Origin of the sequence: Micromonospora sp. NPDC005252 (assembly GCF_042872475.1) — a bacterium.
Taxonomy (GTDB): domain Bacteria; phylum Actinomycetota; class Actinomycetes; order Mycobacteriales; family Micromonosporaceae; genus Micromonospora.
In genome coordinates this window covers 61,685-86,601 of the sequence record NZ_JBIAKN010000013.1, presented here as the reverse complement: position 1 = coordinate 86,601, position 24,917 = coordinate 61,685, and the positions used below count along the sequence as shown (strand labels likewise).

The 24,917-nt window shown below is 71.8% G+C and carries 25 protein-coding genes; 12 read left to right on the top strand and 13 right to left on the bottom strand.

Annotated features, from left to right (window positions below; translation table 11 throughout):
* Nucleotides 1-151: 151 nt before the first annotated feature.
* The 8 genes from ACFYPH_RS27125 to ACFYPH_RS27090 all read right to left on the bottom strand — a co-directional run bounded on the left by ACFYPH_RS27125 (nucleotide 152) and on the right by ACFYPH_RS27090 (nucleotide 10,096).
* Nucleotides 152-427 carry an FAD-dependent oxidoreductase gene (locus ACFYPH_RS27125; RefSeq protein WP_355066631.1) on the bottom strand — a complete coding sequence of 92 codons (276 nt, stop codon included), beginning with the start codon at nucleotides 425-427 and terminating at the stop codon, nucleotides 152-154.
* A gap of 100 nt (nucleotides 428-527) precedes the next feature.
* On the bottom strand, nucleotides 528-1,208 hold the full coding sequence (locus tag ACFYPH_RS27120) for a response regulator (RefSeq protein ID WP_354855575.1): 681 nt from the start codon (nucleotides 1,206-1,208) through the stop codon (nucleotides 528-530).
* Nucleotides 1,205-3,757 (bottom strand): DUF4118 domain-containing protein, encoded by a 2,553-nt coding sequence (locus ACFYPH_RS27115; protein WP_387185678.1) that lies wholly within the window; start codon nucleotides 3,755-3,757, stop codon nucleotides 1,205-1,207. Before ACFYPH_RS27115 ends, ACFYPH_RS27120 begins: the two co-directional genes overlap by 4 nt.
* Nucleotides 3,758-3,830: 73 nt before the next feature.
* Nucleotides 3,831-4,712: a potassium-transporting ATPase subunit C gene (locus ACFYPH_RS27110; RefSeq protein ID WP_387185675.1), complete on the bottom strand. Its 882-nt coding sequence runs from the start codon at nucleotides 4,710-4,712 to the stop codon at nucleotides 3,831-3,833.
* Nucleotides 4,712-6,907 (bottom strand): potassium-transporting ATPase subunit KdpB, encoded by a 2,196-nt coding sequence (kdpB, locus tag ACFYPH_RS27105; RefSeq protein WP_387185672.1) that lies wholly within the window; start codon nucleotides 6,905-6,907, stop codon nucleotides 4,712-4,714. Before kdpB ends, ACFYPH_RS27110 begins: the two co-directional genes overlap by 1 nt.
* 20 nt (nucleotides 6,908-6,927) lie before the next feature.
* Nucleotides 6,928-8,583, bottom strand: a complete 1,656-nt coding sequence (kdpA, locus tag ACFYPH_RS27100; protein ID WP_354855571.1) for a potassium-transporting ATPase subunit KdpA — start codon at nucleotides 8,581-8,583, stop codon at nucleotides 6,928-6,930.
* Nucleotides 8,583-8,672 (bottom strand): K(+)-transporting ATPase subunit F, encoded by a 90-nt coding sequence (kdpF, locus tag ACFYPH_RS27095; RefSeq protein ID WP_036390805.1) that lies wholly within the window; start codon nucleotides 8,670-8,672, stop codon nucleotides 8,583-8,585. Before kdpF ends, kdpA begins: the two co-directional genes overlap by 1 nt.
* Before the next feature lie 383 nt (nucleotides 8,673-9,055).
* Nucleotides 9,056-10,096 (bottom strand): TRM11 family SAM-dependent methyltransferase, encoded by a 1,041-nt coding sequence (locus ACFYPH_RS27090; protein ID WP_387185668.1) that lies wholly within the window; start codon nucleotides 10,094-10,096, stop codon nucleotides 9,056-9,058.
* A gap of 72 nt (nucleotides 10,097-10,168) precedes the next feature.
* Between ACFYPH_RS27090 and ACFYPH_RS27085 the strand changes: the two genes are divergently transcribed.
* Nucleotides 10,169-10,993, top strand: coding sequence for a zf-HC2 domain-containing protein (locus tag ACFYPH_RS27085; RefSeq protein WP_387185784.1), 825 nt, complete (start codon nucleotides 10,169-10,171; stop codon nucleotides 10,991-10,993).
* 7 nt (nucleotides 10,994-11,000) lie between these two features.
* Here ACFYPH_RS27085 and ACFYPH_RS27080 read toward each other — a convergent pair whose 3' ends face one another.
* Complete coding sequence (locus tag ACFYPH_RS27080; protein ID WP_387185664.1) at nucleotides 11,001-12,479, bottom strand: flavin-containing monooxygenase; 1,479 nt, start codon at nucleotides 12,477-12,479, stop codon at nucleotides 11,001-11,003.
* 137 nt (nucleotides 12,480-12,616) lie between these two features.
* Between ACFYPH_RS27080 and ACFYPH_RS27075 the strand changes: the two genes are divergently transcribed.
* Nucleotides 12,617-13,126, top strand: a complete 510-nt coding sequence (locus ACFYPH_RS27075; RefSeq protein ID WP_355066638.1) for a pyridoxamine 5'-phosphate oxidase family protein — start codon at nucleotides 12,617-12,619, stop codon at nucleotides 13,124-13,126.
* Between the two features lie 20 nt (nucleotides 13,127-13,146).
* On the opposite strand, the gene ACFYPH_RS27070 is transcribed toward ACFYPH_RS27075, so the two are convergent.
* A complete protein-coding gene (locus ACFYPH_RS27070) occupies nucleotides 13,147-13,779 on the bottom strand; it encodes a TetR/AcrR family transcriptional regulator (RefSeq protein ID WP_355066639.1) in 633 nt (210 codons plus the stop codon).
* A 95-nt stretch (nucleotides 13,780-13,874) separates the two neighbouring features.
* Nucleotides 13,875-14,273, bottom strand: coding sequence for a VOC family protein (locus ACFYPH_RS27065; RefSeq protein ID WP_355066640.1), 399 nt, complete (start codon nucleotides 14,271-14,273; stop codon nucleotides 13,875-13,877).
* A gap of 120 nt (nucleotides 14,274-14,393) precedes the next feature.
* Here ACFYPH_RS27065 and ACFYPH_RS27060 point away from each other — a divergent pair, with 120 nt between their 5' ends.
* Entirely contained in the window at nucleotides 14,394-15,350 is a 957-nt protein-coding gene (locus ACFYPH_RS27060) for a YafY family protein (RefSeq protein ID WP_355066641.1), read from the top strand.
* 78 nt (nucleotides 15,351-15,428) lie between these two features.
* Here ACFYPH_RS27060 and ACFYPH_RS27055 read toward each other — a convergent pair whose 3' ends face one another.
* Nucleotides 15,429-15,686, bottom strand: a complete 258-nt coding sequence (locus ACFYPH_RS27055) for a hypothetical protein (protein ID WP_355066642.1) — start codon at nucleotides 15,684-15,686, stop codon at nucleotides 15,429-15,431.
* A 113-nt stretch (nucleotides 15,687-15,799) separates the two neighbouring features.
* On the opposite strand from ACFYPH_RS27055, the gene ACFYPH_RS27050 reads away from it, so the two are divergent.
* Nucleotides 15,800-16,018, top strand: a complete 219-nt coding sequence (locus ACFYPH_RS27050; RefSeq protein WP_354855564.1) for a hypothetical protein — start codon at nucleotides 15,800-15,802, stop codon at nucleotides 16,016-16,018.
* 51 nt (nucleotides 16,019-16,069) lie between these two features.
* Here ACFYPH_RS27050 and ACFYPH_RS27045 read toward each other — a convergent pair whose 3' ends face one another.
* Nucleotides 16,070-16,384 (bottom strand): hypothetical protein, encoded by a 315-nt coding sequence (locus ACFYPH_RS27045; protein ID WP_355066643.1) that lies wholly within the window; start codon nucleotides 16,382-16,384, stop codon nucleotides 16,070-16,072.
* Between the two features lie 60 nt (nucleotides 16,385-16,444).
* Between ACFYPH_RS27045 and ACFYPH_RS27040 the strand changes: the two genes are divergently transcribed.
* From ACFYPH_RS27040 to ACFYPH_RS27005, 8 genes are all read left to right on the top strand, one after another.
* Nucleotides 16,445-17,317 (top strand): alpha/beta fold hydrolase, encoded by an 873-nt coding sequence (locus ACFYPH_RS27040; protein WP_355066644.1) that lies wholly within the window; start codon nucleotides 16,445-16,447, stop codon nucleotides 17,315-17,317.
* A gap of 32 nt (nucleotides 17,318-17,349) precedes the next feature.
* A complete protein-coding gene (locus ACFYPH_RS27035; RefSeq protein ID WP_354855561.1) occupies nucleotides 17,350-18,510 on the top strand; it encodes an acyl-CoA dehydrogenase family protein in 1,161 nt (386 codons plus the stop codon).
* Nucleotides 18,500-19,714: an acetyl-CoA C-acetyltransferase gene (locus ACFYPH_RS27030; protein WP_355066645.1), complete on the top strand. Its 1,215-nt coding sequence runs from the start codon at nucleotides 18,500-18,502 to the stop codon at nucleotides 19,712-19,714. The genes ACFYPH_RS27035 and ACFYPH_RS27030 overlap by 11 nt, the downstream gene beginning before the upstream one ends.
* Nucleotides 19,715-19,731: 17 nt before the next feature.
* Nucleotides 19,732-21,873, top strand: a complete 2,142-nt coding sequence (locus tag ACFYPH_RS27025; RefSeq protein ID WP_387185656.1) for a 3-hydroxyacyl-CoA dehydrogenase NAD-binding domain-containing protein — start codon at nucleotides 19,732-19,734, stop codon at nucleotides 21,871-21,873.
* Nucleotides 21,870-22,991 carry a CaiB/BaiF CoA transferase family protein gene (locus ACFYPH_RS27020; RefSeq protein WP_387185653.1) on the top strand — a complete coding sequence of 374 codons (1,122 nt, stop codon included), beginning with the start codon at nucleotides 21,870-21,872 and terminating at the stop codon, nucleotides 22,989-22,991. The genes ACFYPH_RS27025 and ACFYPH_RS27020 overlap by 4 nt, the downstream gene beginning before the upstream one ends.
* Nucleotides 22,992-23,079: 88 nt before the next feature.
* Nucleotides 23,080-23,526 (top strand): YbaB/EbfC family nucleoid-associated protein, encoded by a 447-nt coding sequence (locus ACFYPH_RS27015; RefSeq protein ID WP_354855557.1) that lies wholly within the window; start codon nucleotides 23,080-23,082, stop codon nucleotides 23,524-23,526.
* A 3-nt stretch (nucleotides 23,527-23,529) separates the two neighbouring features.
* On the top strand, nucleotides 23,530-23,871 hold the full coding sequence (locus ACFYPH_RS27010) for a hypothetical protein (protein WP_355066648.1): 342 nt from the start codon (nucleotides 23,530-23,532) through the stop codon (nucleotides 23,869-23,871).
* On the top strand, nucleotides 23,849-24,910 hold the full coding sequence (locus tag ACFYPH_RS27005; protein ID WP_387185649.1) for a hypothetical protein: 1,062 nt from the start codon (nucleotides 23,849-23,851) through the stop codon (nucleotides 24,908-24,910). Before ACFYPH_RS27010 ends, ACFYPH_RS27005 begins: the two co-directional genes overlap by 23 nt.
* The last annotated feature ends 7 nt before the right edge of the window (nucleotides 24,911-24,917 follow it).

The window sequence follows — 24,917 nt, the reverse complement described above, 5'->3', positions numbered from 1 at the left end:
GCGGCGGAGATGCCCGGCAACAGGCCGCTCGCGGGCGAGCCGGCCGTCACGTACGGGTCGACGGGGTAGGCGAACTGGTGGGTGTTGCCGGACTGCACCCTGTTGATCGTCTCGCCGTACGTGTCGTTGGACTCGCGCCCGACGGTGAAGCTCACCCCGGCTGGACGCCGGTGTCGGTGGCGCCCAGCCCGGCGGTGCTCAGCCCGCCGACGTGGCTGGTGGGCTCCACCACCACTGCGGTGCGGCCGAGCCGGCGCATGGTGATCGCGGCGGCCAGCCCGCCGGAGGTGGCGCCGTAGACGACCAGGTCGGCGGTGGTGACGGCGGCTCGTGCGGGGCCGGCGCGGAACGGGTCGGTGAGACCGGCCAGGACGAGGCCGGCGCCGCCGGTGGTCAGCAGCCGGCGACGGGACAGGGGCAGGGACACGGCAGGCTCCCGAGGGGTAACCGGAGGGGGACGGTTACAGAAGCACGCCGCTGCCGCTGCGAACGAAATTCTTCAATCTCTGCCGGCGGGTGTCAACGGGTCAGGGGCGGTAGCGGTAGCCCATCCCCGGCTCGGTGATGAGGTGGCGGGGCCGAGCGGGGTCGTCCTCCAGCTTGCGTCGCAGCTGGGCCAGGTACTGCCGCAGGTAGTTGGTCTCGTTCTGGTATTCCGGCCCCCACACGTCCTGGAGGAGCTGGCGCTGGCTGACCAGTTTGCCGGGGTGGCGCAGCAGCTTCTCCAGCACGCTCCACTGCGTGGGGGTGAGTTTGACCTCGGTGTCGTCGTCGCGCCACACGCGGTGGTCGGCCAGGTCGACGGTGTGCCGGCCGATCCGCAGCGCCGGCACGGCCTCGCTGGGCGCGCCGAGCCGCCGGGTCACCGCGCGGATGCGGGCCAGCAGCTCCTCCACCCCGAAGGGCTTGGTGACGTAGTCGTCCGCGCCCGCGTCGAGCGCGGCGACCTTGTCCTCGCTGCCGGCCCGGCCGGAGAGCACGATGATCGGCACGGCGGTCCAGCCGCGCAGGCCGCGGATCACCTCGACGCCGTCGATGTCGGGCAGGCCGAGGTCGAGGACCACGAGGTCGGGTGGGTGGCTGGCGGCGGCCTTCAACGCGGCGGCCCCGGTCGCGGCGACGTCCACGTCGTACCGGCGGGCACGCAGGTTGATCCGCAGGGCCCGCAGGATCTGCGGTTCGTCGTCGACGACCAGGATGCGCGTCATTCCTGCGGCTCCTCCGAGCTGCTCTGCGCGGCGGCGGGCAGCCGCAGCACCATGGTGAGCCCACCGCCGGGCGTGGTCTCGGGGGTGATGCTGCCACCCATCGCCTCGGCCAGGCCCCGGGACAGGGCGAGCCCGAGGCCGACGCCGGTCTGGTTGTCCCGGTCGCCGAGGCGTTGGAACGGCAGGAAGACGTGCTCCCACTGGTCCTCCGGGATGCCCGGCCCCCGGTCGATGACCCGCAGCTCCACCTGGCCGGCGTGCGCGCTCGCGGTGACGGTGGGCGGCTGGTCGGGCGGGCTGTAGCGCAGCGCGTTGGCGATGACGTTGACGAGCACCCGTTCCAGCAGGCCCGGGTCGGCGGTGGCCGCGGGCAGGTCGGCCGGGATGTCCGTGGCGACAGTCGCGGCCGCCGGGCCAAGTTCGTCCAACGCCAGGGGTACGGCGTCCTCCAGGCCGATCGCGGTGGCGGAGATGCCCAGCACGCCGGCCTGGAGGCGGCTCATGTCCAGCAGGTTGCCGACCAGCCGGGCGAGCCGGTCCAGCGACTCCTCGGCGGTCTCCAGCAGCTCCTCGCGGTCGGCCTCGTCGAACTCGATGTCGTGGCTGCGCAGGCTGGTCACGGCCGCCTTGGCCGAGGCCAGCGGCGTACGCAGGTCGTGGCTCACCGCGGCGAGCAGCGCGGTGCGCATCCGGTCGGCGGCGGCGAGCGGCCGGGCGGTGGCGGCCTCCTCGGCGAGCCGTTCCTGGCGCAGCGCGACGGCGGCCTGGGCGGCGAACGCCTCGACGATCCGCCGGTCGGCCGCCTCCAGGCGCCGGCCGCTGAGCACGACGGTGATCCGGTCGTCGACGGGTACTGCCGTCTCGCCGCCGTCGGGCGTGCAGGCGGGCTGGTCGCCGACGCTGGCGACGACGCACCAGGCGTGCTCCTCGCGGGACCGGTCGGGGCGGCCGCTCGCCTCCTCGGCCAGCTCCAGCACGCTCACCGCGCGCAGCCCGAAGGTCTCCCGGAGCTGGTCCAGCAGGGCGGGCAGGGGGCGCTCGCCGCGCAGCACGCCACTGGCGACGGCGGCGAGGGTCTGCGCGTCGGCGGCAGCCCGCGCGGCCTCCCGCGTACGCCGGGCGGCCACGTCGACGATCCAGCTCACGGCAAGCGCCACACCGACGAAGACGGCCAGGGCGAGCAGGTTGTCGGCCTCGGCGATGGTCAGCGTGCGGTACGGCGGGGTGAAGAACCAGTTGAGCAGCAGCGACCCACCGAGCGCGGCGATCAGCGCCGGCCACACCCCGCCGACCAGCGCGACCCCGACGACCCCGGCGAGGAACAGCAGAATGTCGTTGGTCAGCGTCAGGTCGGGCAGGGCCTCAAGCAGCAGGGTGAGCAGCGGCATGCCGAGCACGGCCAGGCCGAAGCCGAGCAGCCGGCGGCGGCGGGACAGCGCCGCCGGCACGGCCGCCGCCCGACGGCCCTTGCCAGCCTGCTTGTGGGTGACCAGGTGCACGTCGATCGAGCCGGAGAGCGCGGTGGTGGTCACCCCGACGCCCCGGGCGAAGATCTGCGCGAGGCGGCCCCGCCGGCTGGCCCCGAGCACCAGCTGGGTGGCGTTCACGCCCTGGGCGAAGTCGAGCAGCGCGGCCGGCACGTCGGTGCCGAGCACCTGGTGGTACGTGCCGCCGAGGCTCTCGACGAGCACCCGCTGGCGGGCCAGCTGGGCCGGATCGGCGCCGGCCAGACCGTCGCTGCGGGCCACGTGCACGGCGAGCAGGTCGGCGCCCTTGCTGCGAGCCGCGACCCGGGCCGCCCGGCGGATCAGCGTCTCGCCCTCCGGGCCGCCGGTCAGCGCCACCACGACGCGTTCGCGGGCCTCCCAGGTGGCGGCGATGCCCTGCTGGCTGCGGTAGCGGTCGAGCTGCTCGTCGACCTTGTCGGCCAGCCAGAGCAGCGCCAGCTCGCGCAGCGCGGTGAGGTTGCCGACCCGGAAGTAGTTGCCCAGCGCCGCGTCGATCTTGTCGGGGCGGTAGATGTTGCCGTGCGCCATCCGGCGGCGCAGCGCCTCCGGGGTCATGTCGACCAGTTCGACCTGCTCGGCGGCGCGGACGATCTCGTCGGGCACGGTCTCCCGCTGGGTGGTGCCGGTGATCTGCGCGACGACGTCGTTCACCGATTCCAGGTGCTGCACGTTGACCGTGGACAGCACGTCGATCCCCGCGTCGAGCAGCTCCTGGACGTCCTGCCAGCGCTTGCCGTGGCGGGAACCGGGCACGTTGGTGTGCGCCAGCTCGTCGACCACCGCGATCTCCGGCCGGCGGGCCAGCACGGCGTCCACGTCCATCTCGGTGAACTCGGCGCCCCGGTAGGTCATCGCGCGGCGGGGCACCTGCTCCAGGTCGCCGAGCATCGCGGCGGTGTGCGGGCGGCCGTGGGTCTCCACGAAACCGATCACCACGTCGGAGCCCCGCGCGGCCCGCCGCTGGGCCTCCTCCAACATGGCGTACGTCTTGCCGACGCCGGGAGCGGCCCCCAGATAGATGCGTAGTTCTCCGCGTGGCACGAGAACCATCCTCCCTGGTCAAAGTCGCGGGCGGAGCCGTGCCCGGTCGGCACGGCCCCGCCCGCGGGGGTGCTCAGCGCGCGGCGAACTGCCGGTCGAGGGCGATGTTGAGCTCCAGCACGTTGACTCCGGGCTCACCCATGAACCCGAGCCCACGCCCGTCGGTGTGCTCCTTGACCAGCTTGCGGACCGCCGCCGGGTCCGCGCCGCGCTCCCGCGCGACCCGGTTCACCTGCAGCTCGGCGTACGCGGGACTCATCTGCGGGTCGAGGCCGCTGCCGCTGGCGGTGACCGCGTCGGCGGGCACCGCCGGGTCGGCCGGCGCGTCGCCCCGGATCGGGGTGATGACCCCGCCGGCCGCGACGTAGTCCTCGCCAGGCTGGGCCAGCTCCACCGTCACCCCCTGGTACGAGGTGACGAACGGTGTGGCCGGGGCGACCTGGTTGACACTGACCACCCGGGTGACCGGGCCGGTCAGACCGTCGGCACGGAACACCGCGAGCACCGCGCCCACCCCGTCGTCGGTGCAGTAGGGGCGGCGGCCGTCGACGCCGTTCAGCTCGCCGACGGCCTTGCTGCGCCCGCAGACCTGGGTGAGCAGGCTCTCGCTGGACTCCTCCGGGTCGGTGGCCACGGTGTCGACCACGCTCTCCGGCCCGAGGTTGCTGGCCGAGGTGGACGTCGGGTCGTAGCCGTCACCGGCGGCCGACGGGCGAGACTGGAAGTAGCGCGGGACGGGGTTGCCGTCCGCGTCGGTGAAGGACTGGCCGATCAGCGAGCTGCCGACGGTGTTGCCGCCCACGGTGATCAGCGAGCCGTCGGCCTTGTGGTTGAGGCCGGGCAGCTGACCGAGCGCGACCAGGGCCAGCGGGTAGACCAGCCCGAGCAGCACCGTGAAGACGAGCAGGGCACGCAGGGCGGCGAGGTGTTGGGCGAGCCAGGTGGGTAGGCGCATCACGAAATCCCCGGAATGAACTGGATGAGCAGGTCGATGAGCTTGATCCCGATGAACGGCACGATGATGCCGCCCAGCCCGTACACCAGCAGGTTGCGGCTGAGCAGCTTCGACGCGGCGGCCGGCCGGTACCGCACGCCGCGCAGGGCGAGCGGGATCAGCGCGATGATCACCAGGGCGTTGAAGATGACCGCGGACAGGATCGCCGACTCCGGGCTGGCCAGCCGCATGATGTTCAGGGCGTCCAGGCTCGGGTAGAGGCCGGCGAACATGGCCGGGATGATCGCGAAGTACTTCGCGATGTCGTTGGAGATGCTGAACGTGGTCAGCGCCCCACGCGTGATCAGCAACTGCTTGCCGATCTCCACGATCTCGATCAGCTTGGTCGGGTCGGAGTCGAGGTCGACCATGTTGCCGGCCTCCTTGGCGGCCGACGTGCCGGTGTTCATGGCCACCCCGACGTCGGCCTGCGCGAGCGCCGGCGCGTCGTTGGTGCCGTCACCGGTCATCGCGACCAGCCGGCCACCCTCCTGCTCCCGCTTGATCAACGCGAGCTTGTCCTCCGGCGTCGCCTCGGCCAGGAAGTCGTCCACCCCGGCCTCGTCGGCGATGGCCTTCGCGGTACGCGGGTTGTCGCCGGTGATCATCACGGTACGGATGCCCATCCGGCGCATCTCGTCGAACCGCTCCCGCATGCCGGACTTGACGACGTCCTTGAGGTGGATGACGCCCAGGGCGCGGGCCGGCTCACCGTCGACGTGCTCGGCGACGACCAGCGGCGTACCGCCGGTGCTGCTGATTCCGTCCACGATCTCGCCGACCTGCTCGGTCGGGTGGCCGCCGTTCTCCCGTACCCACTTCATGACCGCGGCGGCGGCGCCCTTGCGGACCCGGCGGGCCGTGCCCGACGCGCCGCCGTCGACGCTGGCGTCCGGGGTCAGGTCGACGCCGCTCATCCGGGTCTGCGCGGTGAACGGCACGAACGTGGCGTGCGGCATCACGCCCGGCTCGCGCTCGCGCAGCCCGAACTCGTTCTTCGCCAGGACGACGACCGAGCGCCCCTCCGGGGTCTCGTCGGCCAGGCTGGACAGTTGCGCGGCGTCGGCCAGGGACGCCGCGTCGACCCCCTCGACCGGGACGAACTCGGCGGCCTGCCGGTTGCCCAGCGTGATGGTGCCGGTCTTGTCCAGCAGCAGGGTGTTGACGTCGCCGGCCGCCTCGACGGCCCGGCCGCTCATGGCCAGCACGTTGCGCTGCACCAGCCGGTCCATACCGGCGATGCCGATGGCCGACAGCAGCGCGCCGATGGTGGTGGGGATCAGGCAGACCAGCAGCGAGACCAGCACGACACCGGTGACACCGGAACCGGTGATCGCCCCGCTGTCCGGCGCGGCCGCCTGGTACGCCTTGGAGAAGATCGCCAGCGGCTGAAGGGTGACCACGGCCAGCAGGAAGATGATCGTGAGCGCGGCGAGCAGGATGTTCAGCGCGATCTCGTTCGGCGTCTTCTGCCGGTTGGCGCCCTCGACCAGGGCGATCATCCGGTCGATGAAGCTCTCCCCCGGCTTCTGGGTGATCTTCACGATGATCCGGTCGGAGAGCACCTTCGTGCCGCCGGTGACCGCGCTGCGGTCCCCGCCGGACTCCCGGATGACCGGGGCCGACTCGCCGGTGATGGCCGACTCGTCGACGCTCGCGATGCCCTCCACGATGTCGCCGTCGCCGGGAATGATGCCGCCCGCCTCGACCAGCACGATGTCGCCCTGGCGCAGCTGCGGCGCGGGCACCGCCTCGTCGCGGTAGGTGTTGGCCCGCGCGCCCGGCTTCCAGTCGACCAGCCGGGTGGCGATGGTGTCCTGCTTGGCCTGTCGCAACGCGGCGGCCTGGGCCTTGCCCCGGCCCTCGGCGACCGCCTCGGCCAGGTTGGCGAAGATCACGGTCAGCCAGAGCCAGATGGTGATCGCCCAGGCGAACACCGACGGGTCGGTCACCGCCAGGACGGTGGTGAAGGCCGCGCCGATCTCCACGATCAGCATCACCGGGTTGCGCCACAGGGTGGTCGGGTTGAGCTTGCGTACGGCGTCCGGCAGGGACCGGATGAGTTGCTGGGGGTCGAGCAGGCCCCCGCCGACCCGGTTGCCCTGCGTTGCCGGGGTGCCTGGCAGTTGCTCTGTCGGGGCGGACGTGACGGACATGTCCTCGTTCCTCATGATGGTCAGAGCCCTTCTGCCAGCGGGCCGAGCGCGAGCGCGGGCAGGAAGGTCAGCGCGACGAGAACCACCGTGACGCCGACGACCATGCCGATGAACAGCGGTCGATGGGTCGGCAGGGTGCCCTCGGACGCGGGGGTGGGTGCCTGGCGGGCCAGCGAGCCGGCCAGCGCGAGCACGAAGATGAGCGGCAGGAACCGGCCCAGCAGCATGCACAGCCCCAACGCGGTGTCCCACCAGGTGGTGTTCACCGTGATGCCGGCGAAGGCGGAACCGTTGTTGTTGCTGGCCGAGGTGAACGCGTACAGCACCTCGGAGAGGCCGTGCGGGCCGACGTTGAGCGCCGTCGAGTTGTTGCCGGTGGCGAACGCCGCCGCCGTGCCGACCAGCACCAGGATCGGCGTGATCAGGAAGTACAGCGAGGCGAACTTGATCTCCCGCGACCCGATCTTCTTGCCCAGGTACTCCGGGGTGCGGCCGACCATCAGGCCGGCGATGAACACCGTGATCACCGCGAGGATGAGCAGGCCGTAGAGGCCCGAACCGGTGCCGCCGGGCGCGACCTCGCCGAGCATCATGTTGACCATCGTCATCATGCCGCCGAGCGAGGTGAACGAGTCGTGGAACGAGTTGACCGCTCCGGTCGAGGTGAGCGTGGTGGCGGCGGCGAAGGTGGCCGAGTTCGACACGTCGAACCGCACCTCCTTGCCCTCCATCGCCGCACCGACCGCCTGCGGGACCGTGCCGTGGCCGGCCAGCTCGAAGATGTTGGTGATGGCGACGCTGAGGAACGCGAGGATGCCCATCACCGCGGCGATGGCGTAACCCTGCCGGTTCTGCCCGACCATCCGGCCGAACACCCGGGGCAGGCTGAACGGGATCAGCAGGATCAGGAAGATCTGCAACCAGTTCGTCCAGGTCGTGGGGTTCTCGAACGGGTGGGCGCTGTTGACGTTGTAGAAGCCGCCACCGTTGGTGCCCAGCTCCTTGATCACTTCCTGGCTCGCGACCGGGCCGCCGGTGATGGTCTGGGTGCCGCCGGTCAGCGTGCTCACGTCGGTGCCGCCGGAGAGGTTCTGCACCACCCCGCCGATCATCAACACGATGGCCCCGAGGACCGCGATCGGCACCAGGATGCGCAGCACGATCCGCGTCAGGTCGACCCAGAAGTTGCCGAGTTGCCCGGTGCGACTGCGGGCGAAGCCGCGTACCAGCGCGACCGCCACCGCGATGCCGACCGCCGCCGAGACGAAGTTCTGCACGGCGAGACCGGCCATCTGCACCAGGTGGCCCATCGTCGACTCACCCGAGTACGACTGCCAGTTGGTGTTGGTCACGAACGACACGGCCGTGTTCCACGCGCCGTGCGGCACCACCGGATCGAAGCCCAGCGACAGCCACAGGTGGTTCTGCACCCGCTGGAACAGGTACAGGAACAGGATCGAGACCGCGGAGAACGCGAGCACGCTGCGGGCGTACACGCCCCAGGTCTGCTCGGCGGCCGGGTTGACCCCGACCAGGCGGTAGATCCCCCGCTCGATTCGCGACTGCTTCGTCCCGGAGACCGCCCGGAACATGTAGTCACCGAACGGCTTGTAGACGGCGACCAGGGCCGCCACCAGCGTCAGCACGAAGATGACGCCCGCTGTTGTCATGGTCATCAGAAGCGCTCCGGAAACAGCAGGGCGAACACCAGGAACGCGCCCAGGACGATCGCGAGCACCAGACCGACGGCGTTGACCGCGTTCACAGCTTCTCCACCGCCCGGACCACCAGGGCGAGCACTGCGAACAGCGCCACCGTGAGGACCACGAACACCACGTCAGACACGCTGACTCCTCTAACCGGAAAGGTTCGTCGCGACCGCCTTCCGGTCGCGCCGGGCAATCAAAGCCCCACCACCCGCCGGACGGCAGGGGTCATAACGCGACCATGACGGCGGCGAACCTTTTCTTGACGCGGTTTTCACACCTGCCCATGAACAGGTGAAATGCGGCACAGAGGCGCGTCAGCCGGGGAGACGAGGGGTGGCTGTCCACCCTTTGCTCTGCTTCAACGGAGGCGACAGCGAGGCACCGACACTGTTGCGCCGGTTGAAGCAGAGCAAAGGGCCCGAAGGGGATGGGCGGCCGGTCAGGCCGGGCGGCGGGCCACCAGCACGTCGCGCATGATCGACTGGTCCACCCGGTGCCGCAGCGCGCGGTAGGGCTCCGCGTCGACAACGGTCAGACCGGCGTCGGCCAGGGCCGCCGCCGCGTCGTCGCGGCTGGCGACGTGGGTGTTCCACGAGATGCCCAGCGCCCCGCCGGGGCGCAGCAGCCGGGCCCAGACCGGCGCGGCGTCCGCGAGCAGCGCCAGCGGGTCACGCGTCAGACCCTGATCGGCGGTACGGCTGCCGTGCTGCACGCCGTACGGCGCGTCGGCGACCACCAGGTCGACGGTCTCCGGCCGGAAGAACTCCCCCGCGCGGGTGGTGTCGGCGTTGACGACGTCGAGCAACTGCGTCTGGCCGGCCTTGTGCTCCTCGCGGGTCGGCGCCAACTCGATGCGCACCCGCCGGCCGACCACCTTGCGCTCCCGCCGCACCGGCCCCGACTCCAGCACCCGGTGCTTGACCCGCTTCTGCTTCAGCCAGGTCGTGACGAACGCGCGGTACGCCTCGACGTCCTTCTGGTCGCGCTCGATCCCGGCGGCGTCGAAGCCGTACATCAGCGCCTGGTTGAGGGTGGTGCCGCGACCGCAGAGGGGGTCGAGCACCCGGAACCGGCGGCTGGTCAGCTCGCCGGCCCAGTCCGACGCGAGCAGGGTGACGTTGAGCAGTAGCTTGGTGAACTGCTCGTTGGTCTTGCCGGGGTACTTCTGGATGGTGAGCAGATCGTCGTCGTAGCGGTCCAGCCGGCTCCACTCGACCGGGCGCAGCAGGTCGCCGACGATCTCGAACAGCGCGTACCCGGCGGAGAGGTTGCCCAGGACGGCCAGGTCCCGTTCGGTCAGCCCGTCACCGCTGAACGTGACGTAGGTCGCCCCGCCGACGACCTCCGTGTCCAGCTCGCCGATCCGGCCGTCGAGCGCCGACCGGCCGAAGATCTCCAGCTCGGCCCGGGTGAGGTCGATGGCGGAGCGGGCGTACACCCGGTTGGTGGCGGGCAGGATCAGCAGGCCGTAGCGCGTCATGATCCGGCGAGTATTCCACAACGCGTGACGGTCGCCGGGAACCGGAGCGGCCTGCGGACCGACTACCCACACATGGGGTGTGAGCAGTGGCGGGAGGTCCTGTCCGCGCAGTTGGACGGGGAGGAGACCGCCGCCGAAGGGGCGGCGGCGCAGGGGCACCTGGACGAGTGCGCCCAGTGCCGGGCCTGGTTCGCGGCGGCGGTCGCGGTGACGCGCCGCGTTCGTACCCGATTGGTCACCGAGGTGCCCGACCGGACCGACGCGATCCTGGCCGCCGTCGGTGGCAGCGCCGCTGGCGACGCGGTTGCCGACGCCGGTGACACGCCGCCGGCTGGCCGGTCGCGCTGGCGACCCCGCCTGCCCGGCCGCGCCGGGTTGGTCGTCGGGCTGCGCGCGGCGCTCGGGCTGCTCGGCGCGGTCCAGCTCGTGCTCGGCCTGGCCCAGGTGGGCCGGGGAGCGAGCGCGGACCACGTGCACGCCGCCGGCCAGCACCTGTGGCACGAGTCGGCCGCCTGGAACGTGGCGGTCGGGGCCGGCTTCCTCTTCGTGGCGGTACGCCGCAGCCCTCCGGCGGGTCTCCTGCCGATGCTCAGCGCGTTCGTCGGCACGCTCCTGCTGCTCTCGGTCAACGACCTCGCCACCGGCTCGGTGGAGGGGGAACGCCTGGTCAGCCACGGGTTCCTGGTGGTCGGCTACCTGATCACCGCCCTGCTGTCCCGGCCCGGGCTGCGCCCCGGCGGACCCGCGCCACAGCGTCAGCCGACGCCGTCGCGCTGGAGGTTCGGCGCGGACGAGACCGAACGGCCACTGCGGGTGGTGCACTCCGGGGCGTACCCCGCGCAGGCCGCCGACCGCTACGCCGCCCCGGCCGCGCAGACCGGCCGCCGCGCCGCCTGAGCATCGATCACGTCACGCGGCCGTAGTCGGCCGGATCCAGCCGGGCGGTACGGCGGCGGTACTCGGCGGCCATCCCCGGCCAGTTGGTGACGATCCGGCCGGTGGCCGTGCGGTACCAGCTCCGGCAGGCGGTCCACACGCTTGCGGCGAGCCGGCGTTGCAGCTCCGCGTCGTAGTCGGCGGCCACCTCGGGGCGTACCTCCAGAGGTTCGCCACCGGCGGCGAGCAGGCGCACCGCCTGCGCGATGTGCCGGGCCTGCGCCTCATGGAAGTAGATCACCGACGTGTTGCCGGTGTTCGTGTTCGGGCCGTACATGAGGAAGAGGTTGGGAAAGCCGGGCACGGCCATCCCGAGGTACGCGTACGCGCCGTCGCGCCACTCCTCGCCGAGCTGACGGCCGGCGCGTCCGGTGACCCTGATCGGCACCAGGAAGTCGGTGGCCGCGAAGCCGGTGCCGTAGACCAGCACGTCGCAGGGGTGGGCCCGGCCGTCGGCGGTGCGGATGCCGTCCTCGGTCACCTCGACGATCGCCTCGGTGACCAGCTCGACGTCGTCCCGACCCAGGGCGGGCAGCCAGTCGTTGGTGAACAACACCCGCTTGCAGCCCATCGGCTCGACCGGCGTGACGCGGGCGCGCAACTCCGGGTCGCGTACCTGCCACCACCGCTGCGCCCGCGAGACACCCCGCAGCACCGCCGCGGCGACCCGGTTGCCGGTCACGGCCAGCCCGGTGAGCACGGTGAGCGACCAGAACGCCGCCCGGGGCACCCGCATCAGCGCCGGCACCCGCCGGTAGAGCGCCCGGCCCAGTCGCCCGTGCCGGCGGTCCGGCTTGGGCAGCGTCCAGGGCGGCGTGCGCTGGAAGACGGTGACCCGGGCCGCCCGGCCCGCGATGGCCGGCACCAACTGCACCGCGCTGGCGCCGGTGCCGATCACCGCCACCCGGGCGCCGTCCAGTCGTACCGTCGGGTCCCACCGGGCCGTGTGCATCGCCGGCCCGGCGAACCGCTGCGCGCCCGGGAGCGTCGGCACCACCGGCCGCGAGAGCTGCCCGACCGCCGGGACCAGTACGTCCGCCGTCAGTTCGGCGCCATCGGCGGTACGCAGCCGCCAGCACGCGCCGGCCTCGTCCCACGACGCGTCGGTGACCTCGGTACGCAACCGCACGCTGTCGGTAAGCCCCAGCTCGGTCACGCAGCGGTGCAGGTAATCCAGGATCTCCGAGTGCGGCGGGAAGCGCCGCGACCAGTCCGGGTTCAGCGCGAAGGAGTACGAGTAGAGCGGCGCCGGGATGTCGCAGGCGCAGCCCGGGTAGGTGTTGTCGCGCCAGACGCCGCCGATCCGGTCGGCCCGCTCCAGCAGCACCACATCCGCGTCGCCGGTGCGGCGCAGCGCGGCGGCCACCGCCACCCCGCCGAACCCGGAGCCGATGATCGCCACCCGCACCCGACCGGGACGTCGGGCGGTCGCTGCGCTTTCGGTCATGGCGGGCTCCCTCGGCGGTGCGGCCGACCGTAACAGCTTGTTGGCGGCTCGCCAACGATGCGAGCGCACCCCGCCGATCCTGTGGCCGCCCGGCGGGGCCACGTGGGTCGGGTGCTCGCCATGGTCGCGAGGGTTTCATGCCGTTGACGAATCCGTGGCTGGCTGGACCCACGCCGGCGAAGCGGCTCGACCGTGAACGACTTGAAGAGCGCATTCACAACCTACTGTCGTCGCAGAACATGTGCGTGCTCGCCACCACGGGTCCGGACGGGCCGCTGGCCACGCCGGTGCGGTACTACCCGCTCGGCTTCGCGGTGCTCTTCACCGCCGCGCCGCGTTCGCCGAAGATGCGCAACATCGCTGCCGACCCGCGCGTGTCCGTCGGCATCTTCGCGCCGCTCGTCGGGCTGGCCAGCAGCCGCGGAGCTCAACTGTTCGGAACGGCCAGGGTGCTCGGCCCGGAGGATCCGGACCGTGCGCACTACTGGTCGGCGTTCCGCTGGGAGAACGAGCACGCCGAGCGGGGGCGACCGCTGTCCGAGCCGCCCGAGGACACCCTCGTGGTCATCGAGGCGGAACGGATCGTCTATACCGAGCACTGGCTGCGACGGGACGGGTTCGCGCCCCGCCAGTTCTGGCGTCGCTGAAAAGCCTTCGCCGGCTGCGGTCAGGACGGGTCGCTGGCCGCGATGACCTGTGGGACGACCTGTTCGACGATGGTCAGCAGGGTGGTGGTGAGCAGCAGGTGGACCTGCGGCCGGGTCAACGCCCCGCGCTGGAGCCACTCCCGGGCGGTGGACGTCGCCAGCCCGCAGTACGCCCGGACCATCCCCCGCAACTCCTCGTGGTCCTCGGCCTCCTCGGCCAGCCCGACGGCGACGAGCATCCGGTCGGCGGCGACCTCCTCGGCCTCGGCGAGCACCCGTTCCACGTCGGCGTCGCCGCCCATCCCCCTGGCGGTGACCGCCGCCAGCCACGAGGTGCTGTGCCGCGACACCACGTCGAGGAACCACGCGACGCTGGCATCCACCCGGGTCCGCAGGTCACCCTTGGGCAGTCGTTCCAGGGCAACCTCGGGGATGGTCACCATGACCCGGACGACCTCCAGGTAAAGGTCCTTCTTGGTGCCGAAGTAGTGGTTGACCAGGCCCCGGGCGACACCCGCCTCCCGGGCGACGTCGGTGGTCGACACGTCCGCGTACGGCCGCTCGCCGAACAGCCGGACCGCGCAGGCCAGGATCTGCCCGCGCCGGGCGTCCGGCTCCAACCTGCGGCGGCGCGGAGCCGTCTCGACACTCATCTGCCCGACCCTATCGGCAGCTCACGCCGCCAGCTTCGGCATCGACGTCCCCCATGTCTTGTCGGAGCCGCCGGCCTCGAGGCCGCGCCGACCGATCAACGGCGGAACCTCTCGATCGCCTCGGGGGTCACCGGAGTGAAGAAGTTAACCAGGTTGCCGTCGGGGTCGCGGAAGAGCAGGGCTCGGTTACCCCAGGGCATGGTCGTGGGCTCGTTCACGAAGTCCTCCACCACGCTTTTCAGTCTCTCGTAGAGCGCGTCCACGTCTTCCACGAGGAACTCGATGATGACGCTGTGGTTGTCGGCCGGGCGGGCGGAGCCTGGCGCGAACAGTGGGACCGTGCGGGTGCTGCCGATCGCCAGCGTGCCGTGGGCGGTGCGCAACTCGGCGAAGTCCTCGTTGCCCCAGGCCGCCTGCACGCCGGTGATCTTCTCGTAGAAGCCGACCAGGCGGTTGATCTCGTCGGTGATGATGCGGATGGAGACGAAGTCCATGTCTTCTCCCTGCTCAGTACGGTCGGTACCGGTCTGTGGAGATCACGCTAGGGCAAATACTGGACAGATTTGGTCCAGTATTTTGATAAAGTTCGGACCGTGGCACGACCGACAGCCCAGGTGCTCGCACTGCTGGAGCTCCTGCAGTCCGGCGGCGTCCGGACGATGGCCGAGCTTGCCGAGCGCCTTGGTGTCGAACCGCGCACGGTGCGGCGCTACGTGAGTCATCTGGTCGACCTGGACCTGCCGGTGGAGTCGGTGCGCGGTCGCTACGGCGGGTATCGGCTCGCCGCCGGCTATCGACTGCCGCCGCTGATGCTCAGCGACGACGAAGCCTTGGCCGTCCTACTCGGCCTGATCGCCGGCCGCCGTGCCGGGTTGGCGACGGCAACAGGCGCGGCGGGCGAAACAGCCGCCGCGAAGATCCGCCGCGTCCTACCGTCGCGGACCGCGGACCGGCTGGACGCCGCACTCCAGTCCCTTGCCTTCACCGCCGAACCCGGTGACTTCCCTGCACCGCAGACCGAGGTACTACTCGCCGTCGCCGAGGCGGTCCGCCATCACCGGCCGATCTCGCTGCACTACACCTCGGGCGACGGCAGGCGTAGCGTCCGCGTGCTGCATCCGTTCGGGCTGGTCAACCATGCCGGCCGGTGGTATGTCACCGGGGTCGATCCGGAGATCGGCGAGGACCGCACCCTTCGACTCGACCGCATCGCGGACGCGAGACCGCTGCCGGGCTCGTTCGAGCCGCCCGCCGGAAACGATCCGGCCGGGCGCCTTCTCACCTCGATGGCACAAGCGCCGTACCAGCATGCGGTGTCGCTGCGGATACAAGGAACAGTCGAGCAGATCCGCAGACGACTACCGGCCAGCATCGCCGAGGTGCGAGAGGGTGCGGACGAAGGCTGGCAGGACGTGGGGATCCGGGCAGAGAGCCTCGACTGGTTGCCCGGCGTGCTCGCCGCGCTCGACCTGCCGTTCGTCATCGAACGCCCGGACGAGCTCCGCGACCGCGTCGTCGCACTCGCCGAGCGGCTGGCGGCCTCGGCACGACGTGAGTCGGCCCGCAACTAGCAAGCCGCCACCCTCACCTTGATCACTTGATGCTCACCAGTTATCAGCGCCGTTCCTGAGCTGCTGAGCATCAACTGATCACTGAATTCCGCGCTGACGCCGGATCAGGTGCCGGCCGAGATGCCGCAGGTTGGACGTCTCGGAGTACAGGGCTGCGTTGATCGCACCCACTGCGACGCCCGGGGCTCGCTGCACCCGGTCGATGTCCTGGACGACCCGGCCGATCAACGTCAGCCGACAACGGAGATCGAACAACTCTCTCCGTGCGCAGTGCAGCGCCGTCTCCAATCCCCCGACCCGCTCCCGAAGCCATGCCAACTCCGTCGCCTGATCCATCGGCCGGCCCCTCTCGTCATCTTTCTTGTCGTGGCTCTACCCTCGCCCACTCGAACGGGCTGCGCAAGTAGGTAGACGCAATTCGGCATTCCTGATCGCCCTACCGTCGAGTGATGGGTGAGGTCCCGGGTCCGCTGGTCGGCCCGCACGAGCTACAGGAGTTGCTCGGCGGCGTGAGCCGGACCCGGATGCGTCAGCTCATCCGCTATCCGACCTTCCCCGCGCCGTTTCAACGGCTGCATGGCACCACGGTCTGGCTGCGCGCCGACGTGGAGGCGTGGATCGCCGAGCACCGCCCACCGCGCCCTACCGATGGCGACGAGCCGGAGTAGGTCACGCGGCGCCACCTTCACGCACCCGCGGATCTGCTCGGGACGGCCGCCTCACGCCGTCGGGTCACCAGGTTCGCTCGGCGGCACTCGCAGAAACGTCACGCCCCGGAACTCGAACTCCGCCTGGGCGACGGCCTCCCTCTCCGTCGGATGACACGTGTCTGCCACAACCTCCCACTTCCGGTTGCAGTAGAAGAGGTAGCGGTCGGTATCGCCGTCGTAGCCGGCGATCGCGAGGCGTACAACCACGTCAGCAAAGTTGCCGACGGAGTGGCGCGTCGCACCGGTCGGCGACTGCTCTCGTCCCAGATTGGCGAACATCGTGACCCGGGCTCCGTCGAGCAGAGCCGGCGGTGTGGCACTCATGGCACGATCCTCGCCCATCGGCAGGAGTTGAATGTGAGCCCGGCGTGTGAGGGTGGGTGGATGCACCGTGGGGACCCGGACTGGCTCGCTCACTCGCGGCATGGTGATGGACCGCCGCTGGTGCTCATCCACGGCATCGGTAGTCGGTGGCAGGTGTGGGAACCGGTGCTCGACGAGGTGGCCCGACACCGCGACGTGATCGCGCTGGACCTGCCCGGCTTCGGCGCCTCACCACCGTGGCCCGAGCCACCGAAGCCGTCGGAGCCATCAAAGCCGCCGAAGCCGCCGACGCCACCCGAGCCGCTGGCGCAGGCGGCCCCCGGGTCGGTGGAGCACCTGGCCGATCGGGTCGCCGCGTTCCTGGACGCGCTGGGCGTGCGCCGGCCCGCCGTTGCCGGCAACTCGCTCGGTGGCGGCATCGCGTTGGAGTTGGGGCGACGCGGGCTGGCCCACTCGGTGACCGCGTTCTCGCCCATCGGGTTCTGGGGGCCGGTCGGGCGACGCTGGTGTCAACTGGCGGTCGGCGGGGCCCGGTCGGCGGCTGGCGGGCTGCGGCCGGCACTGCCCCGGCTGCTGGCGAGCCGGGCCGGGCGGGTGGCGTTCTGCGGCCTGTTCTACGGCCACCCGGGTCACCTCGACCCCGACGAGTGCGTCGACTCGGCGGCGGCACTGGCTGACGCGCCCGGCTTCGCGGTGGCCCGCGCCGCGTTCGCCGGATGGCAGCTCCGTCGAGGGACGGCCGGCGCGCTCGACGACATCCCCGTGACGGTCGCCTGGGGTACGCGCGATCTCGTGTTGCCGTACCCCAGTCAGGCCCGGCGGGCCCGCGCGGCGCTGCCGGCGGCCCGGCACGTGCCGCTGGCGGGCTGCGGACATCTGCCCTTCGCGGACGACCCGGAAGCCTGTGCCCGGCTGCTGATCCAGACTTATTGACATGCCGCCAACAGCGCGCGAGGGTGGTGCACATGCCGACGCTCGATGGCTCCCCCTCGCCCTGGCGCGAACCTGAGCACGACGACCTCGCCGACCTGGCCCGCACCTTCTTCACCAAGGAGGTGCTGCCGCACACGGACCGCCTGCTGGCCCAGGGGCACCCGGACCGCGAGCACTACCGGCGTGCCGGTGAGCTGGGGTTGCTCGGCCTGTCGGTCCCCGAGGAGTACGGCGGCGGAGGCGGCGGCTTCACCCACGAGGCGGTGCTGCTGCACGAGCAGGCGTACACCGGGGAGAGCAGCCTCGGGCTGGCCGTCCACAGTGGCATCGTCACGGGCTATCTCGTCGCGTACGGCAGCGAGGAGCAGAAGCGACGGTGGCTGCCCGGCCTGTGCAGCGGTGAGCTGGTCGGCGCGATCGCGATGACCGAGCCCGACGGCGGCTCGGACCTCCAGGCGATGCGCACGCGGGCGGTCCGCGACGGCGACGACTACCTGGTCACCGGCGCGAAGACGTTCATCACCAACGGCGGCCTGGCCGACCTGATTCTGGTGGCCGTGAAGACCGACCCCGAGCAGCGGGCAGCCGGCGTCTCGCTGCTGGTGTGCGAGGTGGGCGGCGACCCGGAGGGCTTCCGCCGGGGCCGGCTGCTGTCCAAGATCGGGCTGCACGCCAACGACACCGCCGAGCTGTTCTTCGACGAGTTCCGGGTGCCGGCGGCCAACCTGCTCGGCGGTGCCGAGGGGCTGGGCTTCATCCAACTCATGCAGCAACTTCCGCAGGAACGGCTGGTCATCGGCGTCGGCGCGGTGGCCGCGATGGAACGCGCGGTCGAGCTGACCGTGGCGTACGCCAAGGAGCGCACCGCCTTCGGCAAGACCCTGATGGGGCACCAGAACACCCGGATGGTGCTCGCCGAGTGCGCCACCCGCACCCGGGTCAGCCGGGTCTTCCTGGACGACTGCATCGTCCGGCACACCCGTGGCGACCTGGACGTCGCCACGGCCGCGATGGCGAAGTCGTGGCTCACCGACGGGCAGTGCGAGGTCATCGACCGGTGCCTGCAACTGTTCGGCGGTTACGGCTACACGACGGAGTACCCGATCGCCCGGATGTACGCCGACGCCCGCGTCCAGAAGATCTACGGCGGCACCAACGAGATCATGAAGGAGTTGATCGCCCGTGCCCTCTGAGGCGTACGTCTATGACGCGGTCCGCACCCCGCGCGGACGCGGCCGGGACACCGGCGCGCTGCACGGGGTCAAGCCGATCTCGCTGGTGGTCGGCCTGATCGACGCGCTGCGCGAGCGCAACCCCGGCCTGGACGTGGGCCGGTTGGAGGACTTGCTGCTCGGCATCGTCACCCCCGTCGGCGAGCAGGGCGGCGACCTGGCGCGGGCCGCCGCGCTGCTGGCCGGGCTGCCCGACGAGGTGGGCGGGGTGCAGCTCAACCGGTTCTGCGCCTCCGGGCTGGAGGCGGTCAACTCCGCCGCCGCGCGCATCCGCTCCGGCTGGGAGCACCTGCTGCTCGCCGGCGGGGTCGAGTCGATGTCCCGGGTGCCGATGGGCTCCGACGGCGCCGCCTGGGCCACCGACCCGCAGACCGCGCTGGCCACGTCGTTCGTGCCGCAGGGCGTCAGCGCCGACCTGATCGCCACCCTGGAGGGGTTCACCCGCGACGACGTGGACGGCTACGCGCTGCGGTCACAGGAGCGGGCCGCCAAGGCGTGGGCCGGTGGGCACTTCGCCCGCTCGGTCGTGCCGGTCCGCGACGGCAACGGGCTGGACATCCTCACCGTCGACGAGCACCCCCGCCCGGAGACGACCCGGGAGGCACTGGCCCGGCTCACCCCGTCCTTCGCCACCATGGGTGCGGCCGCGGGCTTCGACGCGGTCGCGTTGCAGAAGTTCCACTGGCTGGAGGCCATCGAGCACGTCCACCACGCCGGTAACTCGTCCGGCATCGTGGACGGCGCGGCGCTGGTGCTGATCGGTTCGGAGCAGGTCGGGCAGGACCTCGGCCTCACCCCGCGCGCCCGGATCGTCGGCGCGGCCGTCACCGGCGCCGACCCGACGCTCATGCTGACCGGCCCGATCCCGGCCACCCACAAGGCGCTCGCCGTCGCCGGGCTGACCCTCGACGACATCGACCTGTTCGAGATCAACGAGGCGTTCGCGGCCGTGGTCCTCAAGTACGTCCGCGACCTGGGCCTCGACCCGGACCGCGTGAACGTCAACGGCGGCGCGATCGCTCTCGGCCACCCGCTGGGCGCCACCGGAGCCATGTTGCTCGGCACAGCGTTGGACGAGTTGGAGCGCCGCGACCTGCGCCGCGCCGTGGTGACCCTCTGCATCGGCGGCGGCATGGGCGTCGCCACCGTTCTCGAGCGCTGCTGACCCGGGGGACAAGACCAATGACCACCACCATCCGGTACGACCGCAGCGCCGACGGCATCGTCACGCTCACCCTGGACGACCCCGACCAGTCCGCCAACACCATGAACCGGGCGTACGCGGCATCGATGAGCGCGGTGCTGGACCGGCTGGAGGCCGAGGACGATCTCGCCGGTGTCATCGTGACCAGCGCGAAGTCGACGTTCTTCGCCGGCGGCGACCTGCCCGAGATGATCCGTGCCACCCGCGCCGACGCGCCCGCGCTGGCGGACCTGCTCGGCACCATCAAGCGGGACCTGCGCCGACTGGAGACGCTGGGCCGACCGGTCGTCGCGGCGGTCAACGGCTCCGCGCTCGGCGGCGGCCTGGAGATCGCCCTCGCCTGCCACCACCGCATCGCGCTGGACGCGCCCGACTCGCGGCTCGGGCTGCCCGAGGTGACCCTGGGTCTGCTGCCCGGGGCCGGCGGCGTCACCCGGACGGTGCGGATGCTCGGCCTGGCCGGGGCGCTGACCACGGTGCTGCTCACCGGCCGGCGGATGCGCCCGGCCGACGCCCTGGCCGCCGGGATCGTCGACGAGGTCGTCGCCACCGAGGCGGAGATGCTGGATCGCGCGCGGGCCTGGATCGCTGCCAACCCGCACCCGGCCCAGCCGTGGGACCGGCCGGACTATCGGATGCCCGGTGGCACCCCGGCCAGCCGTTCGCTGGCCGCGCAGCTGCCCGCCTTCCCGGCCACCCTGCGCAAGCAGCTCAAGGGGGCCCGGCTGCCCGCGCCCGAGGCGATCCTGGCCACCGCCGTCGAGGGCGCACAGGTCGACCTGGACACCGCGTTCACCGTGGAGACCCGGCACCTGATCGGCCTGCTCACCGGGCAGGTCGCCAAGAACATGATCGGCGCGTTCTTCTTCGACCTCAAGGCCGTCAACGGCGGCGCCGCCCGACCGGCCGTGGACGTCCCGCCGGTGCGGCGGGTGGCGGTGCTCGGCGCCGGCATGATGGGCGCGGGCATCGCGTACGCCTGCGCCAGCGCCGGCCTCGACGTGGTGGTCCGGGACGTGTCGCCGGAGGCCGCGGGGCGGGCCCGGGAGCACGCCGAACGACTGCTGGCCCGCCGGGTCCGCAAGGGCCGCGCCACGGAAGCCGACGCCCGCGCGGTGCTGGACCGGATCACCACCACCGACCAGGTGGACGCGCTCGCCGGCTGCGACGCCGTCATCGAGGCGGTCTTCGAGGACCCGGCCCTGAAGCAGGCCGTCTTCGCCGAGGTGCTGCCGGTGCTCGCGCCGGGCGCGCTGCTCGCCTCCAACACCTCCACCCTGCCGATCACTCAGCTGGCCGCCGGCGTGGACCGGCCGGCCGACTTCATCGGCATGCACTTCTTCTCGCCGGTGGACCGGATGCCGCTGCTGGAAATCGTGGTGGGCGAACGGACCGGGGACGCCGCCCTGGCCCGCGCGTTCGACCTGGGCCGGCGGATCGGCAAGACCCCGATCGTGGTCAACGACGGCCGGGGCTTCTTCACCAGCCGCGTCATCGGCCGGTTCATCGACGAGGCGGTCGGCATGGTCGCCGAGGGTGTCCCCGCCGCGTCGGTGGAGCAGGCCGCCCTTCAGGCCGGCTACCCGACCGGGCCGCTGGCGCTCGCCGACGAGGTCAGTCTCACGCTGATCCAGCGGATCCGCCGCCAGTTCGAGGCGGCCAGCGAGGAGTACCTGCCGCTGCCCGCGCACCGGCTCGTCGACGAGCTGGTCGACGCGTACGACCGGCCGGGCCGCGCCGCCGGACGCGGCTTCTACTCCTACGACGACGGCACCCGAGGGCGGCTGTGGACAGGGCTCGCGGACCTGGTCACCGATGCCGGCCGGGCGGTGCCGTTCACCGACCTCCAGGAACGGATGCTCTTCGCCGAGGCGCTGGACGCGCTGCGCTGCCTCGACGAGGGGGTGCTGCGTACCGAGACCGACGCCAACATCGGCTCGATCTTCGGCATCGGCTTCCCCGCCTGGACGGGCGGGGTGATCCGCTACGTCCGGCAGTACGCGGGCGGCCCGGCCGGTTTCGCGGCCCGCGCCGCCGAGCTGGCCGAACGGTACGGCGACCGGTTCACGCCTCCCGTCGACCTGGCGGACCGGCTCGCTGAGCCGGTTGGCGTCGCGTGACGGCGGCGCGCGGCGGGCCGCTGGCCGGGGTGCGGGTGGTCGAGCTGGCCAGCCTCGCGCCGGCCCCGTTCGGCTGCATGGTGCTCGCCGACCTCGGGGCGGACGTGGTACGCGTCGACCGGCCGGGCGGCCCGGGAGACGGGCGCCTCGCCGCGCCGACCGGTGGACCGTTGCAGCGCGGCCGGCGGGTCACCGCGCTGGACCTGAAGTCCCCGGCCGGTGTGGCCGACCTGCTGCGCCTCATCGAACGGGCGGACGTGCTCGTCGAGGCGTACCGGCCGGGGGTCGCCGAGCGGCTCGGCTTCGGCCCGGACGTCTGCCAGGCCCGCAACCCCCGGCTGGTGTACGCGCGGATGACCGGCTGGGGCCAGGACGGCCCGCTGGCGGCTCGGGCCGGCCACGACATCGACTACATCGCGGTCGCCGGGGCGCTGGAGCCACTGGGTCGAGCCGACGCACGCCCACACGCGCCGCTGAACCTGATCGGTGACTTCGCCGGCGGCGGCATGTTGCTGGCCGTAGGTGTGCTGGCGGCGCTGCTGGAGCGGGAACGCTCCGGCGTCGGCCAGGTCGTCGACGCGGCCATGGTGGACGGATCGGCGCTGCTCACCTCGTTCCTGCACGGGCTGCTCGGCACCGGCCTGTGGGCCGCCCCGCGCGGGCGGAACCTGCTCGACGGAGGAGCGCCCTTCTACGACACGTACGCCACCGCCGATGGCGGCTTCATGGCCGTCGGGGCGCTGGAGCCGGCCTTCTACGCCGTACTGCTGGCAGGTCTCGGCCTGGCCGACGAGGCGGAGCTGCCCGACCAGTACGACCCGAGCGGCTGGGACGAGCTGCGGAGGCGGTTCACCGAACGGTTCGCCGAGCGGACCCGGGACGAGTGGACGGCGGTCTTCGCCGACCTGGACGCCTGCGTCGCCCCCGTGCTGGCCCCGAATGAGGCGCACCGGCACCCGCACAACGCGGCCCGGGGGACGTTCGTCGAGGTCGACGGCGAGATCCAACCGGCGCCGGCACCCCGCTTCGACCGTACGCCGGCTGGCCCGCCCGCCCCGGCGCCCGATCCGGGGCGCGACGTCGCGCCGGTCGAGGAAATTCTGTCCACCTGGGAGTGATCCACAGCCGACTTCCGGGGCAGCCGTGCGGGTGCCGCATTGATACGGTCGTGCACCGACGGTGGACTGCGGACGTGGGGGGACGTGCATGGCGAGCGGGATTGATCCGTCCGGCCTGAGCAGCTCGCTCGAAGAGGCGATGCGCCTGCTGAGCCAGGCAACGGGTGCTGTCACGGCGCAGCCGGGTGACGGCGACGGGCCCGCGCCGGACGCCGAGCAGATGGTAGGGCGGGGCACCGGCGGTGACGGTCTCGTCGAGGCGGAGGTCTCCGCGTTCGGCGCCCTGCAGACGCTGGTGATCGACCCGAGCCTGTCCCGGGCCGGCACGAGCACGATCGCCGAGTACGTCCTGGAGGCGGTCCAGGCGGCACAGGCCGACGAGCGCGCCCGCCGGGCCGACCTGACGGCCGGGGCCCAGGTCGACAGCACGGCCCTCACCCAGCAGCTCGAACGGGTCTCCGAGCAGGCGTTCCGTGGCTTCCAACAGATGATCGGTGACCTGGACGCGGCCACCCGCCGGATGGATCGTCGCTGAGCCATGTCCGACGGAATTGAGGTGGACGTCGACGCTCTGCATGCCGCAGCCGCGTCGATCGCGACAACCGGCCAGCAGCTCGGCGAGGCGGTCAGCGGCCTCGAGTCGACGGTGAACGGAGCGGGTAATCCCTGGGGCGCCGACGAGGCGGGCTCCCTCTTCGGGGCCGTGTACGTCGAGGTCCTGACGCATGCGCTCGACGTGTACCGGTCGATGGCCGACCAGTTGTTGGAGGCCGCCGAGAACCTCGACCTCGGTGCCGACGCGCACGAGGCGACCGACCTCGCCAACGCGGAACTCTTCACGAGGATGGAGCTGCCCAGTGGGTATGCAGCTTCCTCCTGAGCTCGCCGAGGCGCTGGGCTGGGTCGGCTTCACCTGGCCGACCGCCGACGAGGAGTTGCTGTTCGAGGCGTCCCAGATGTGGTTCGCGTTCGCCGGCCGGCTGCGGACGGCGGTCGGGGAGGCCCAGGCGGGCGCGGCGCAGGTCAGCACGACCAACAGCGGCGACGACATCCGGGCGTTCGAGCAGGCGTGGCAGGACGAGGAGGGTGCGCCGCGCCGCATGGAGGACGGCGCGCAGGCGGCCGAGCTGATCGGCATGGCGTTGCTGGTGATGGCCATCATCACCCTGACGCAGAAGATCATCGTGATCGTCCAGTTGACGATCCTGGTCATTCAGGTGGCGATCGCGTTGGCGGCGGCGGCACCCAGCTTCGGTGCCTCGCTGGCCCAGATCCCCGTCTCGATCGGCCTGGCCCGGATGGCGATCCAGCGGGTCATCAAGGAGATCATCCCGCAGTTGTTGAAGCGCGCGAAGACGCTGCTGCGCCGCTTCACCCGAAAGGGCGCGAAGCGCGGCGGCCCGAAGCGGCCCGGCGTGCCCGGCCCGCACACCACCCCGCGCTACTCCAACACCAAGCCGATGCTCGACAAGTACCGCAACGAGCACCTGCCCGGAGGGCACTTCCCGACGGCCGTGCGCCGGCTCAGCCCCGAGGAGCTGGAACAGCACCGGGTCTTCTTCGACAGCAACGGCGTGCTGCGCAGCGCGCGCAACGGCGAGCCGTTCGACACGTCGAGCGCGCAGACCGTGTTCAGCGGAAACGGTCAAGCGATCTTCGTGATGGACCGCAACGGCAACCTCTACGCGTCCAACTACCAGAAGGTCGGCGACTTCCACCACTCCACTCTGGGCGGCGGAAACCCGGTCGCCGCGGCCGGCGAGCTGGTCGTCAAGGACGGTAGGGTCCAGTACGCCACGGCGCGCAGCGGTCATTACCAGCCCGAGCCCAGCCACATGGCCAATCTCGACGCCGAGTTCAAACGCAACGGCGTCAACGGGGTTCCGATTCTGGGCTGGGATGGCGGCCGGATCTTCTAGGGGAGTC